Genomic DNA, 12503 nt, shown 5'->3' on the forward strand with positions numbered 1-12503 from the left:
TGCTCTAGTTGGTCGCGACGCCGGCGGCGTCACGATCGGCCCAGAAGCCGTCCAGTTTCAGGGCCGAGATGGCCTTGTCGAGGTAGGACGGATCCGCCCAGGTGGCGAGGTCGACATCGCGGCGGGTAAGTTTTTGTTCCTTGTTGAAGGCGATGGCGCTGGCGTAGCGAGCTTGGAAGAAAGCATCGAGGCGCGGATTGTACTTGCCCTTGAGCACGGTGCCCTCGTTCGACTTGGTGATCGTGGCCACCGGCGTTCCGGCCCGTGACCAGATCTGGAACGCTTCGTCGCGGTTCTTGTCATCGGCCAGCCAGTGCGCCGCGGCGACAAAGCCGGTGACGACCTTCTGCGTCGCCTCGGGATAGGCCTGGCGGAACTTGTCGGTGACGAGGAAGGCGCCGAAGCCGTCACCGGACGGACCTGCGGTCGACGACTTGTAGAAGATCTTGGCGATGCCCTTGTCTGCCAGCGGCAGCAGGAAATCGGCGCCGAACACGGCATCGACGCTCTTGGCGGCAATTGCGGCAAGCTGGTCGGCATTCTTCAGATCGACGATGGTCACGTCCTTCTCGGACAGTCCGGCGTTCTTGAGAGCCTGGATCAGCGCCCAGTGAATGATCGTCGCCTTCTGGACGGCCACGCGCTTGCCCTTGAGGTCGGTGACCGTCTTGATCTCGACGTCCGGACGCGCCGCGCCGAAAATGATCGTTCCGCCATAAGAAGCGACCAGCACCGTATCGAGCCCGTTGGACTTGCCGATGATGTTGGGGACGGCGCCGTAGGAGGCGAAGTCGAGCTGGCCATTGGACAGCGCTTCGTTGATCGCCGGCCCGGTGCCGGTGAAATAGGTGAACTCGACCTTGGTCCTGGTGTCCTTGAACTGGTCGGCGATGAAGCCCTTGGCATCCGCGATGGCCAGCAGGCCGACGCCGAACGGCTTGCCGAAACCGAAGCCGACATCACCGATGCGGATGGTCTCGGGAGCATCCTCGGCCTGGGCCGGGACAACGCCGAACAGCGCTGCCGCGGCCACCATGAGCATTGTCAGATATTTTCGCATGGGTATCTCCAGCATTTGAGGCTTGGGCCGATCAGGGAACGATCGCGCCGCTTTCGAACATCCGGTAGCTGAGGTCGGCGGCGGTGCCGTAGGGCTTGGCGTTGCGCCAGCCCATCTCGCGCCGATAGCTGCCAAGCAGGCCGCTTGCCGCGAGATCCGCCTCGCTGCGGCCTTCGATCGCATCGACCAGCGGCGACACGTAAAGCGCGTCGACCGGGCAGAAGAGCTCGCACAGGAAGCAGGTCTGGCAATCGTCCTGCCGGGCAATGACGGGTACGCCATCCTTGACGGCGTCGAACACATTGTCGGGGCACGCAGCGACGCAGATGTCGCATTGGATGCAGCGTTCCGCGCTGACAAGCTCGATCATGATGCCGCCCTCACTGCCTGGTCCCGCGCGAGATCGTAGGCTGCCCAGGGGTTGTCGAGGCCACCGCTGACGATGCGCGTCCTCAGTGCCGGGTCACTCGTCGGAGCGTCCGTGCGACGATGAACGCCGCGACTTTCCCGCCGTAGCAAAGCGCTGGCCGTCACCCAGCGCGCCGTTGCGATGAGCGCCTCGGCTTCGCGGATCCGGGCTGCGTCATAAGCATCGCCGGGCTGACGCCAGGTTTCGTCTTTCCACAAGGCGCCCAGTTCGGCCTCGTTGCGGTTCAGGCTGTCTTCGGATCGGAAGAAGCCGCGATCGAGCGGCAATGTTTCGCTCTTGATGTGGTCGATCACCCGCTTGAGATCGGCCTTGCGGCTCTGGCCGTCGGCAGCCGGCCGGATTCGGGAGGGACGGACGGGCCTCATTGCCTGATGGATGCCGACGTGCCGCGCATGGGCGGCCGCGTCTTCGCCGGCCCAGGAGCCGGTCGCCAGCGCCCAGGATGCGTTGGGTCCGCCGCCACCGCTTGTCGCACCCGACATGCCCTCACGGGCGGCGGCATCGCCTGCCGCAAAGAGGCCGGGGACAGTGGTTGCGGCGCGGTCGTCGATGACGATGCCGCCAGTGCCGCGCACCGTTCCTTCGTGACGTAGTGTGATCTGGAAACGCTGACTGAACGGGTCGATACCGGCGCGATCGAAGGGCACGAAGATGTTGGGCTGACCTTTGCGGAACCCTTCCTGCAGCCGCGGCGAAACCTTGTCCAGGACCGCGAAGACAGGACCCTTCATGAGATATCTGGCCACGCTCTGGCGATCGCCGGGCAGCACGATTTCGTTGCCGTCAGCGTCCGAGAACGTCGCCCAGAAATAGACGATGCCCTTGGTGACGCCGGAGAAGCTCGGAGCGATGCCGTATTGGCCCGAGAACTCCATGCTGGCCAATGTCGTGCCGGCTTCCGCCGCCATCAGGTAGCCGTCGCCGGTCAGGTTGTTGGTTCCGATCGCGCCGCTGAGGAATGCGCAGCCACCGGTGGCCAGGACGACCGCGGCCGAGCGGACCTCGAGCAGGCCTTGGCCGTTGCGAAAGCGCGCACGCACGCCGGCAACCGCGCCGTCCTGCGTCAGAAGAAGCTCTTCGGCCGGGCAGTGATCGATGACGCGCACGCCGGCCTTGATCAGGCGCTGGCGCATGAAGCGCAGGCAATCGGGCCCGCGCAGCATGCCGCGATAGGGCCGGCCGTCGTCGTCGATGGGAAAGGCGTAACCCCACTGCGCCAGCAGATCGAGGTTCATACGGGCCCTGTCGAGCACGCTTTCGAGCAAAGGCCGGCGCACAAGGCCGAGACCACGATTGATGCGCTGGTTGACGGTAAACTCGCGTTCGGCGGTACCGCGTGCCGTGTCGATGGTCGTGTTGTTGCCCGCAGCCATGGCGCCGCTGGTGCCGATGTAACCCTTGTCGATGAGGATGACCGACGCGCCGCTGGCACGCGCGTTCCAGGCCGCCCAGCACCCTGCTGGACCTCCACCAACGACAATGACGTCCGCTGGCGCCGTTTCAATTGGGACGGCCTGCGCCATAGTTTCACCCGCAAATGATCGATGCGAGTAAATCTATAAATTAGCTATACATTATCGAGGAACCTCATGCTCAATCCGAGCACGAAAGCGGTATTGATGCCTCGCATTCACCGGCAAAAGGGTTTGTCCGCCATGCCTGGAACCGAACGAAGTCCGATCGCGCCTGTCCTCGTCGGGCGCAACTTCGGACAAGCTAGAGTGACCTTGCTGATGCGCGAGATCCTGCGTCATCCTCGATCATCGGGGTGCTCATGGCCTTGGCATAACTGGCAGGCGACACCCGCCAGTACAGCGCCGCGACGACGAAAACCGCGACCAGATGCATCAACCAGCCGGCGACGAAGCTGCCGGTGGCGTCATGCAGCGCAGCAACGATCCAGGGCGGCAATGCCGTGATCAGGAAGCCGCCGCCCTGCATCAGCGCCGACAGCGCCCCGGCTTCGGCCGGATCCGGCAGGTGATCGAGCGCGACGATCATCGACAGCGCGAAACAGCCACCAAGTCCGCTGCCGAGCAGCATCGCCGAAGCGAACGGCGCGGCTTCGGGCCAAAAGGCCAGCGCAACGAAGCCTGCCGCCTGCATGGCAAGTGTCAGCCACAGCCACGGCCGCAGGTCCTTGCCCCTGGCCAGCATCGGCAACAGCAGAGCCGCCAGTCCCTGGAACAGGGCCATGATCGCCAGCAGGCTGCCGCTGGCGGCAGCACTCCAGCCATGCTCGCGATAGAACGGCGCCAGCCATGCCACGACGGTCGAGTAGCCGCCATTGACCAGACCGAAACAGGCCATCAGCAGCCACAGGCGTGGTCGGGCGAGCATGGCCATGGCGCTGACGCCGCTCTTTCGCACCACATGGTCGCGCGGCAGGCTGTAGACCGCAAGCAGAAGCGCCGCCACCGCCGGGATCGCCATCCAGGCCAGACCGAAATGCCAGTCGCCGGTGGCCGATGCGATCAGCGGCGCAGCCTGCGCGCCCAAGGCGCCGCCGCCGACCAGCGTGGCGGAATAGAGCCCCATGACCACGCCGACCTGATTCGGGAACTGCTTTTTGACGATACCGGGAAACACCGCCTGGATGACCGCCACGCCCAGGCCAAGCAAGGCTGCGGTTCCCACCATCTGCCAGCCGGTCGTCGCGAACAGACGCAGCAAGGAGCCGGCGGCAAGCACGAAAAGCGAGGCAATGACAGAGCGCCGGGCGCCAATGCGGGACTGCAGCAAAGGTCCGGCAAAGGCCACAACCCCCATCAGGGCCATCGGAACCAGGGTCAGCAGCGAAATGCCCTTGAGGTCGAGGCCGGTCTGCGCACCGATGTCGTCCACCAATGGCCCGATGCCGGTGATGAACGGCCTGAGATTGAGGCCGACCAGGGCGACGGCGGCCAGCAGCAGCCCACGCGCGGCATGTGAAGGGCCTTCGGCAGCCATTGTCTACTCCGGCCTGCTCCGGACCTCTGTCCATTCCGCATAAAGGTCTTTCTCGCCATGCGGGCGCACCGGCACATAGCGGATCGTCATCGACTGTTCGGCGAATGGTTTGGCGAGATCCTCGTAGATGGCCGCCGTGGAAAGCCCGAACGGCGCGCCGTCATCGTTGGAATGGGCATAGAAGACACTTTCGACACCAGCCAGCCGCATCGCCGCCATGCACATGGGACAGGGATGCCCGCTGGCATAGACCGCACTGCCCTTGAGATCGGGGGTACCGAGCTTGCGGCTGGCAGCGCGGATGGCGTTGATCTCTGCATGCGAGGTCGGATCGTTGCTGGCATGGATCTCGTTCACCGCCGTAGCGACGACCTCGCCGTACCGAACCAGCACCGCACCGAAAGGCCGGCCACCCTTGCCGATGTTGGTGCGGGCGAGTGTTATGGCCTCTTCGAGAAAACGGATGTCGTCAGCCATTTTATCTCCCTCAACGCGCGCCGGCCGCCAGCAAGATCGCCTCGATCTTCCTGTAGCCAGCCGAGCGGGCGTGCTGGAGCGGGGTGACACCGTTGCCGTCGGCGAGGTTGACGTCGGCTCCGGCCTTGACCAGCAGGGCGACGATCTGCTGGTGGCGCTCACCGCCATCGCCGAGCATGATCGCTTCGAGCAGCGCGGTCCAGCCGAGCTTGTTGACATGATCGACATCGACGCCTGCCTCGATCAGCGTACGCACCGTCTCGACGTGGCCGCGCTCGGAAGCGGGAATGAGCGCCGTGCCGCCATAGCGGTTGATGCTCCTGAGGTCGGCGCCGTGCGCAAGCGTCATCTTGAGGATTTCGAGATGGCCACGAGCGCCGGCATAGAGGTAGGGGCTGTCGTTGATGTTGTCCTTGGCGTTGACGTCGGCGCCGGCGTCGATCAGCGCCTTCGCGACCTCGACCTGGTTGGCATGGGTGGCCACCAGCAGGGCGGTGGCGCCGCTGCCGTCCCGGGCATCGATCTTCGCACCCTCGGCGATGCGTTTCCTGACGGACGCGACATCGCCGCTTGATGCGGCAGCATGCAAGGTGGGCTCGCTCATGGTTTTCCCTGACGCAACGAGAGGGGTCGACGCCAGCAGCAGGCACGCGACACCCAGAAGAACAGATCGACGAAGCATTTTCCGGCTCCTGTATCATGCCCCGGAACCAAGAGAGCGGACGGGCACCGCATCCAGATAAGGATGGAAACGAGCATTTGGAAATTAAATGTTCAGATCAAATCCATTATGATTGTAAATACGAAGCTCGTATCACACTGAGCCTACAGCATGCTTGATCCACGCCTTCTTCGCGCCTTCTCCACCATCGTGGATGCCGGCAGCTTCACGCTGGCAGCAGATCGCCTGCATATGACGCAATCCACCATCAGCCAGCAGCTCGCCCGGCTCGAAGAAACGGTTGGATCCATCCTGGTCGATCGGGCAGCACGGCCGGTCGAACCAACGGTGGCCGGCGAACGGCTGCTTGGTTACGCCCGGCGCATCCTCGCCCTTCAGCACGAGGCGGAAGCCGCCCTGCGCGATCCGGCCGGCACGGCATCCATCCGCATTGGTGTCCCCGAAGATGTCGTCAACGTCACGATGGCAAAGGCGTTCAACGATTTTGCCCGGCACCACCGCGGCATTCGGCTGGATGTCACCGCCGGGCTGAGCCGCGACCTGACCCGGCGCTATCGCGCTGGCGACTTCGATATCGTGGTCGTCAAGGAACCGGAGGCCGGGCCAGACTGCCGCGCGACCTTCCCCGAAATCATGGCCTGGTTCGAAAGCGCGGATGCGTCGGGTACCTGGCCCAATCCGATCCCGCTGGTTGCGTTCCCTCCCGGAGGCCTCTACCGCGAGGCGATGTTCGAGCGCATCGAAAGCGAGGACCTTCGCTGGTATGTCGCCTTCTCGGGCAGCAGCCTTCACAACGTCATGGTCGCCGTGGAAGCCGGTCTCGGCCTGTCGCTGCTGCCAAGGAGCGCGACTTCCGGCTATCGCGTCCGGCAATACGCGCCTTTCGGCATGGGAGCGGCGATGGCGGTCTCTATCTACGCCTGGGAAAATGCCGGGCCGGTTTCTGAGTTGGTCGAGCGGATGGGAGCGGTGCTCGCCGCCAACCGCATGGCGGCATAGGCAGCTAAACAAGAACAGCCCTATGCCCAGCGGTCACAAACCGGAACCCGCATTGAGCAGGCCGGCCCGTGACGGCCGCTGCGAAAGCTCGTGGATCAGGTGATCGGCAATTACCCGGACGGAGGGCAGTTGCCCACGCCGATGCGGCATCAGCAGTGTCGTCGTCACGCCACGCGCCGTCCAGCCGGGCAAGATGCGGACGAGTGCGCCGGAACCGATCAGCGCCGTACAGAAGCTGCTGGCCAGGCAAGCCACGCCAAGCCCCGCTTTGGCGGCTTCCAGCAGGGACACAGTTTCATTGGCGATATAGCGCGGTAATGGCGTGACATCGGCGGCCGCACCTTCGTCATCGTGAAGCGTCCAGGCGCGATCGGACGACGATGCCATCAGCCCATCGAGCCCGTTCGCCTGCTCGGGACGCGACGGCACGCCCTTCTCTGCGATGTATCCGGGCGACGCGACGAGCCAGGCAGGGTCGTGGTTGATGCGACGCTGCACCAGATCTGTATCCGGCAACGGGCCGAAATGATTGCGAATGGCGATGTCGAAACCTTCCTGCACGATGTCCACCAACCGGTCCGAGACATCGAGCACGACACGCACCTTCGGGTAGCTTGCCGCGAGACGCGGAAGCAGCGGCGCCAGATGGAACTGCGCGATGGGCAATGATGCGGTGATCCGAACGGTTCCACTGGGCTCCGCCAGACGTCCTTTGATGACATCTTCCGCCGCCTCTGCCTCGATGAGCATTGCGGCGGCATGGCGATGGAAATCGCGGCCGATCTCGGTCACGGTGAAATTGCGCGATGTCCGCTGGATCAGGCGCACGCCGATCGCCTTTTCCAGTTCGGAAAGCCGTTTGCTGAGCGTGGACTTCGGGACGCCCAGAGCCCGCCCTGCGGCGGCAACGCCGCCGTGGTTCACCACCTGAACGAAAACGAAGAGGTCGTTGAGATTGAGCATTGGCAGCCATCGTTCCGATTTGTGGACGATGGGTCTACGGATACCCCACTACAGCTTCTGCGTCCAATTCCGCATCTCTTTGCCACCGCCGCGATGGGCGGGGCTTCGAACCAGGAAAGACGCACACGGATATGGCCAACATCTCGATCATCGGCCTCGGAGCCATGGGGCAGGCACTCGCCGCCCGCTTTCTCCAGCAGGGTCACAGGCTCACGGTGTGGAACCGCACACCCGACAAAGCCGTACCGCTGCTCGCCAAGGGTGCCCGCGAAGTGAAGTCCGCTGCTGACGCCGTCGCTGCAAGCGACGTCACCGTCATGTGCGTGCTGGACTATGCCGCGTCGGCAGCGGTGATCGATCAGGCGGCTTCGGCGCTGCCCGGACGCACGCTGGTCAATCTCACCAACGGTACGCCGGCGCAGGCGCGCGCCATGGCCGAGCGGGTCGGCGGACTGGGCGCGGCCTATCTCGACGGCGGCATCATGGCGACGCCTCCGATGATCGGCGGCGAGCATGCACTCATTCTCTATAGCGGATCGCAGGCAGCCTTCGATGCGCATGCCGATGCGCTCAAGGACCTCGGCGCCGCCAATTATCAGGGCAAGGATGCCGGATTGGCATCGCTGCACGACCTCGCCCTGCTCAGCGGCATGTACGGCCTTTTCGCGGGCTTCTTCCATGCCACCGCGCTGGTCGATTCCGAAAGCATCCCGGCCGGCGCGTTTTTCAAGCTGCTCGGCCCATGGATGACGGCAATGATGGGCGAACTGCCAGGATATGCCGATAAGATCGACAGCGGCCGTCACGACCTCAATGTGGTGTCGAACCTCGGCATGCAGATGGCCTCGCTGGACAACATCCTGACCGCGACGCGCGAACAAGGCGTCGCCACCGACCTGCTCGACCCGCTGCTGGGCCTGTTCCGCAAACGCCACGGAGCCGGCTTCAGGCAAGAGGACATCTCTGGCATATTCGAGCTGATCCGGCGCCGCGCCGGAAGTGAGGTTACGGGGATGGAGTGACCTTCCTGTCCCGCTCGCCCCCAGTGGGAGACAATGTCTGCGGCTGGGCGTGCTCAGCCGCCAATTTGGGTACGGCCGAGTTCCGTCTTCAGCCAAGCTGCGACGATGCCAGGTGTGTCGTCAATCTTCCACACGAGATCGAGCCCGACCCGCCAGTCAGTGAATGGATACGCGTCCAGCTTGAGTTCGGTCACAAGGCCAGCCTGCAGATCTGGCGCCACCAGCCGCTTGGGCACGATGGCCCATCCCAAGCCGGATCTGAGAAGGTCGAGCAACGATGCCTGGCTTTGGACGACCCATCTGCGCGGGGATTTCAGATATTCGCTCGTCAGGAGATGCTTGGTCTGTCCTGCCAGAAAGAGCTGCAGGTGGTCGGCGAGATGGGAGAACCGAACCGCATCGACCTGAGCCAAAGGATGGTCGTGTCGGGATGCGTTGATCAGGACAACGTCGCCCAGCCTGCGAAAGCCTATTCCCGACGGGTAATGCGGGCGTGCACATCCAAGCGCGAAAGTCGCATCTCCCTTGATCAGCATATCGACCATCCCTTCGCTTGTCGGCTGCAGGACGTTGAGCTGGATGCCCGGAAACTTCCGGCTGGCGGCCGCCAGCACTCCGCCTATTTCAGCGGCAGGAAAAGCATCTTCAATCACGATCGACAGGTGTGCTTCCGAGGTGCCGCTTAACGCATAAGCCCGCTCCTGGAGGCTGTCGCAGTGCGAGAGGATGGCCTCCACCTCCGGCAAAAGGGCTTCACCCGCATGGGTCAGCAGCGGGTAGCGTCCTTGCCTATCAAACAACGAAATACCGAGATCAATTTCGAGATCAGCGATAGCGCTGCTTACCACCGATTGCGCCCTGCCGAGTTTTCGAGCGGTCTCAGAGAACGATTTCTCGCGGGCGGCCGCTTGAAAAATCCAGAGTTTGTCGAGCGAGAGGTCCATTTGATCCATCGGGAATCCAGATGGGTCCCAATTTTACACGCCAGCGCAACCTCCACAATATTCCGCTTGCCGCACGCACAAGAGGCATTCGACCTCGGCGTCGGCATTCATTTCCAGGGAGGGAGAAATGTCAGTTGAAGTCCATGAAGTAGACCGCAGGCTGCCGCCCGTCCGCACGGCGGTTTTGGGTTTCCAGCATGTCCTAGTCATGTATTCGGCCTGTGTCGTGGTGCCGTTGATACTCGGTGCGGCGCTGAATCTGCCCAAAGAGCACCTGATCATCATCCTCAGCGCGGATCTGTTCGTCGCGGGCATCGTATCGCTGATCCAGTCGCTGGGATTGCCCGGCTTTGGAATGCGGATGCCTGTGATGATGGGGGTAACCTTCACCTCGATCGCCCCTATGATCGCCATCGGCATGAACCCGGGGCTTGGACTGCCGGGCATCTATGGCGCCATCATCGCATCGGGCGTGTTCGGCATCCTGTTTGCCCCTCTGATGGGCCGCTTTCTTCGGTTGTTCCCAGCTGTCGTGACGGGCTCGGTGCTGCTTGTCATTGGTATCAGCCTCATGAAGGTCGGCATCGATTGGGCAGCTGGAGGACCACCTTTGCTGCCCGACGGCAGTCCGAACCCAAAATACGGGTCTCCCATCTACCTCGTCATCTCGCTTGGCGAGCTGATCCTGATCCTGATGCTGTCCCGCTTCGCCAGGGGCTTTCTTGCCAACGTCGCGGTGCTGGTCGGAATTGCGGCCGGTTTCGTCGCTGCCTTTGCCATTGGCGAGATCAACCTGTCGGAATGGTCCCAGACACCCTGGCTGGCCTTCATTCGCCCCTTTGCGTTTGGCATGCCGGTCTTCGATCCGCTGGCGATCCTTTCGATGTGTCTCGTCATGCTGGTCACGATGGTCGAATCCACCGGAATGTTTCTGGCGCTCGGCACCATCGTCGATCGCCCCACAACGCCGCCACGCCTGGTCAAGGGCCTTAGGGCCGATGGGCTTGGCGCGGTTCTCGGAGGCATGTTCAACGCCTTCCCCTACACATCCTTCTCCCAGAACATCGGGCTGGTTACGTTGACAGGGGTCAAGAGCCGCTACGTTTGCGCCGCCGGTGGTCTCATACTCGTCGCCCTCGGGCTATTCCCGAAGCTCGCCTATGTGATCGCTTCGACCCCGCCCTTTGTGCTCGGCAGCGCGGCTCTCGTTATGTTTGCGATGGTTGCCATGATGGGCGTGCGCATCCTTTCGACCGTCGACTTCGAGAAGAACCAGGGGTCCGTTCTGGTGGCCGCAGTCAGCGTTGGTGTCGGCATGATCCCGATGCTGGCGCCGAGCTTTTTCGCTCACCTCCCCGCATGGACAAGCATCGTTACCGAAAGCGGGATCATCCTCGCCACACTGTGCGCCATCCTGCTCAACTTGCTTTTCAACGGATTGGCATCCGACCAGGCCGCAGAGACCGAAGCGCGTCGCAGCGCCCTCGCGGCCGAAGCCTGAATTCCTCTAACCATCTGAATATGGAGAAAATGATGTCACTGATCCTATGCGCCGACCACCTGATTACAATGGACGACAACAATACGGTGATCACGAATGGCGCAATCGCCGTCGGTACAAACGGCCGGATCAAGGCGGTGGGCGAAGCAGCAAGTGTGATTGCGGCGAATCCGGGAATTCCCGTCAGGAAGCTTGCCAACAGGCTGTTGATGCCAGGCTTGATCAACGCCCATGCCCACTCTGGTCTGCTGCGCGGAACCGCTGAGGGACTTCCTGTTTGGGAATGGCTTCAGCAATATATTGATCCGATGCATCGCGTCGTGAACGCGAAGGAGGCCGAGATCGCTTCGCACCTCTGCTATGCTGAAGCGCTGTTGTCGGGAACGACGACAATCCTCGATATGTGGCGGTATATGCATGGCAGCGCCAAGGTCGCCAGGGAACTCGGTATCCGCGCCATTCTGGTTCCCTACGTCGGTGAACACCCGGATCACAACTATTTCGAGACGTTGGACACCAATGAGGCACTTATCCAGGAATGGCACGGGCGCGCTGAAGGAAGAATCCAGGTCTGGGTTGGTCTTGAGCATATGTTCTATGGCACGCCCGATGCGTGGACCCGCGCGACAGAGCTTAGCCGCAAATACAAGGTCGGCTTTCATACCCACAGCAACGAGAGCCGCTTCGATGTCGAGGAAACCGAACGCCGCTATGGCAAACGCCCCGTCCAGGCACTTGAAGCCTTCGGGATGCTTGATGCGCACCATGTCCTGCTTGCCCACTGCGTCTGGCTGTCAGAGGACGAGATCGACATCCTGGCACGACGCAAGGTTGGTGTTGCCCATAATCCGGTGAGCAACATGAAGTTGGCAAGCGGAGCGGCACCGGTGCTTTCATTGCGACAAAAGGGGGTGGCCGTTGGCATCGGGACCGATGGCGAAAAAGAAAACAACAACCTCGACATGTTCGACGAGATGAAGTCCGCTTCTCTCCTGGCAAAGGTGTCTACCCTTGATGCGGCAGCTCTCGATGCATGGTCCGTATGTCGCATGGCAACGATCGACGGAGCCAGAGCATTGAACTTGCACAAGCAGATCGGCTCTCTCGAAGTCGGCAAGCAAGCAGACTTGATTGCGGTTCGCACCGACACGCCACGGATGACCCCGTTGCTAGGTGGGGCTGCGGGAAACCTTCATCACAATCTGGTCCACGCCGTGCAGGGCGGAGATGTCGATTTGACGATGGTTGCGGGACGCATCGTCGTCGATGGCGGGCGCTTGCTCACCGCCGATGTCGGCGCACTAATAGCCGAAGTCAATGCAGTCGTTCCCAGCCTGTTCGAGCGGCGTGCGGAATGGCTGAAAAGCCACGGCGCGATAAATGAACTTCGGCGCGCAGCGTTCGAAAGTGCCGAGATGGCGTGAAGTAATTTGCCGCAAGGGCATCTATCTCGCGCCGCTTGGCACGTATGCATTG

At 62.6% G+C, this 12503-nt stretch carries 12 protein-coding genes; 4 read left to right on the top strand and 8 right to left on the bottom strand.

Annotated elements, in window-relative coordinates; all coding sequences use genetic code 11:
* Positions 1–4: 4 nt before the first annotated feature.
* From AC3WTO_RS22045 to AC3WTO_RS22070, 6 genes are all read right to left on the bottom strand, one after another.
* A complete protein-coding gene (locus AC3WTO_RS22045; RefSeq protein WP_492463060.1) occupies positions 5–1060 on the bottom strand; it encodes an ABC transporter substrate-binding protein in 1056 nt (351 codons plus the stop codon).
* Positions 1061–1091: 31 nt separating this feature from the next.
* Positions 1092–1430 (bottom strand): 4Fe-4S dicluster-binding protein, encoded by a 339-nt coding sequence (locus tag AC3WTO_RS22050; protein WP_492463061.1) that lies wholly within the window; start codon positions 1428–1430, stop codon positions 1092–1094.
* A complete protein-coding gene (locus tag AC3WTO_RS22055; RefSeq protein ID WP_492463062.1) occupies positions 1427–3013 on the bottom strand; it encodes an FAD-dependent oxidoreductase in 1587 nt (528 codons plus the stop codon). Before AC3WTO_RS22055 ends, AC3WTO_RS22050 begins: the two co-directional genes overlap by 4 nt.
* A 193-nt stretch (positions 3014–3206) precedes the next feature.
* A complete protein-coding gene (locus tag AC3WTO_RS22060) occupies positions 3207–4439 on the bottom strand; it encodes a cyanate transporter (RefSeq protein ID WP_492463063.1) in 1233 nt (410 codons plus the stop codon).
* A 3-nt stretch (positions 4440–4442) separates the two neighbouring features.
* Complete coding sequence (locus AC3WTO_RS22065) at positions 4443–4916, bottom strand: nucleoside deaminase (RefSeq protein ID WP_492463064.1); 474 nt, start codon at positions 4914–4916, stop codon at positions 4443–4445.
* Between the two features lie 10 nt (positions 4917–4926).
* Complete coding sequence (locus tag AC3WTO_RS22070; RefSeq protein ID WP_492463065.1) at positions 4927–5520, bottom strand: ankyrin repeat domain-containing protein; 594 nt, start codon at positions 5518–5520, stop codon at positions 4927–4929.
* 228 nt (positions 5521–5748) lie between these two features.
* Between AC3WTO_RS22070 and AC3WTO_RS22075 the strand changes: the two genes are divergently transcribed.
* Complete coding sequence (locus AC3WTO_RS22075; protein ID WP_492463066.1) at positions 5749–6597, top strand: LysR family transcriptional regulator; 849 nt, start codon at positions 5749–5751, stop codon at positions 6595–6597.
* A gap of 33 nt (positions 6598–6630) precedes the next feature.
* Here AC3WTO_RS22075 and AC3WTO_RS22080 read toward each other — a convergent pair whose 3' ends face one another.
* Entirely contained in the window at positions 6631–7560 is a 930-nt protein-coding gene (locus tag AC3WTO_RS22080) for a LysR substrate-binding domain-containing protein (RefSeq protein WP_492463067.1), read from the bottom strand.
* Between the two features lie 131 nt (positions 7561–7691).
* On the opposite strand from AC3WTO_RS22080, the gene AC3WTO_RS22085 reads away from it, so the two are divergent.
* On the top strand, positions 7692–8582 hold the full coding sequence (locus AC3WTO_RS22085; protein ID WP_492463068.1) for an NAD(P)-dependent oxidoreductase: 891 nt from the start codon (positions 7692–7694) through the stop codon (positions 8580–8582).
* Between the two features lie 53 nt (positions 8583–8635).
* Here the strand turns inward: AC3WTO_RS22085 and AC3WTO_RS22090 are convergent, their stop codons facing one another.
* Entirely contained in the window at positions 8636–9535 is a 900-nt protein-coding gene (locus AC3WTO_RS22090) for a LysR family transcriptional regulator (protein WP_492463069.1), read from the bottom strand.
* A gap of 118 nt (positions 9536–9653) precedes the next feature.
* Here AC3WTO_RS22090 and AC3WTO_RS22095 point away from each other — a divergent pair, with 118 nt between their 5' ends.
* Both AC3WTO_RS22095 and AC3WTO_RS22100 read left to right on the top strand, forming a co-directional pair.
* A complete protein-coding gene (locus AC3WTO_RS22095; protein WP_492463070.1) occupies positions 9654–11027 on the top strand; it encodes a nucleobase:cation symporter-2 family protein in 1374 nt (457 codons plus the stop codon).
* Between the two features lie 32 nt (positions 11028–11059).
* Positions 11060–12451, top strand: a complete 1392-nt coding sequence (locus AC3WTO_RS22100; RefSeq protein WP_492463071.1) for an amidohydrolase family protein — start codon at positions 11060–11062, stop codon at positions 12449–12451.
* The last annotated feature ends 52 nt before the right edge of the window (positions 12452–12503 follow it).

It is taken from the genome of Mesorhizobium sp. EU05-FHT14A09 (assembly GCF_058790995.1).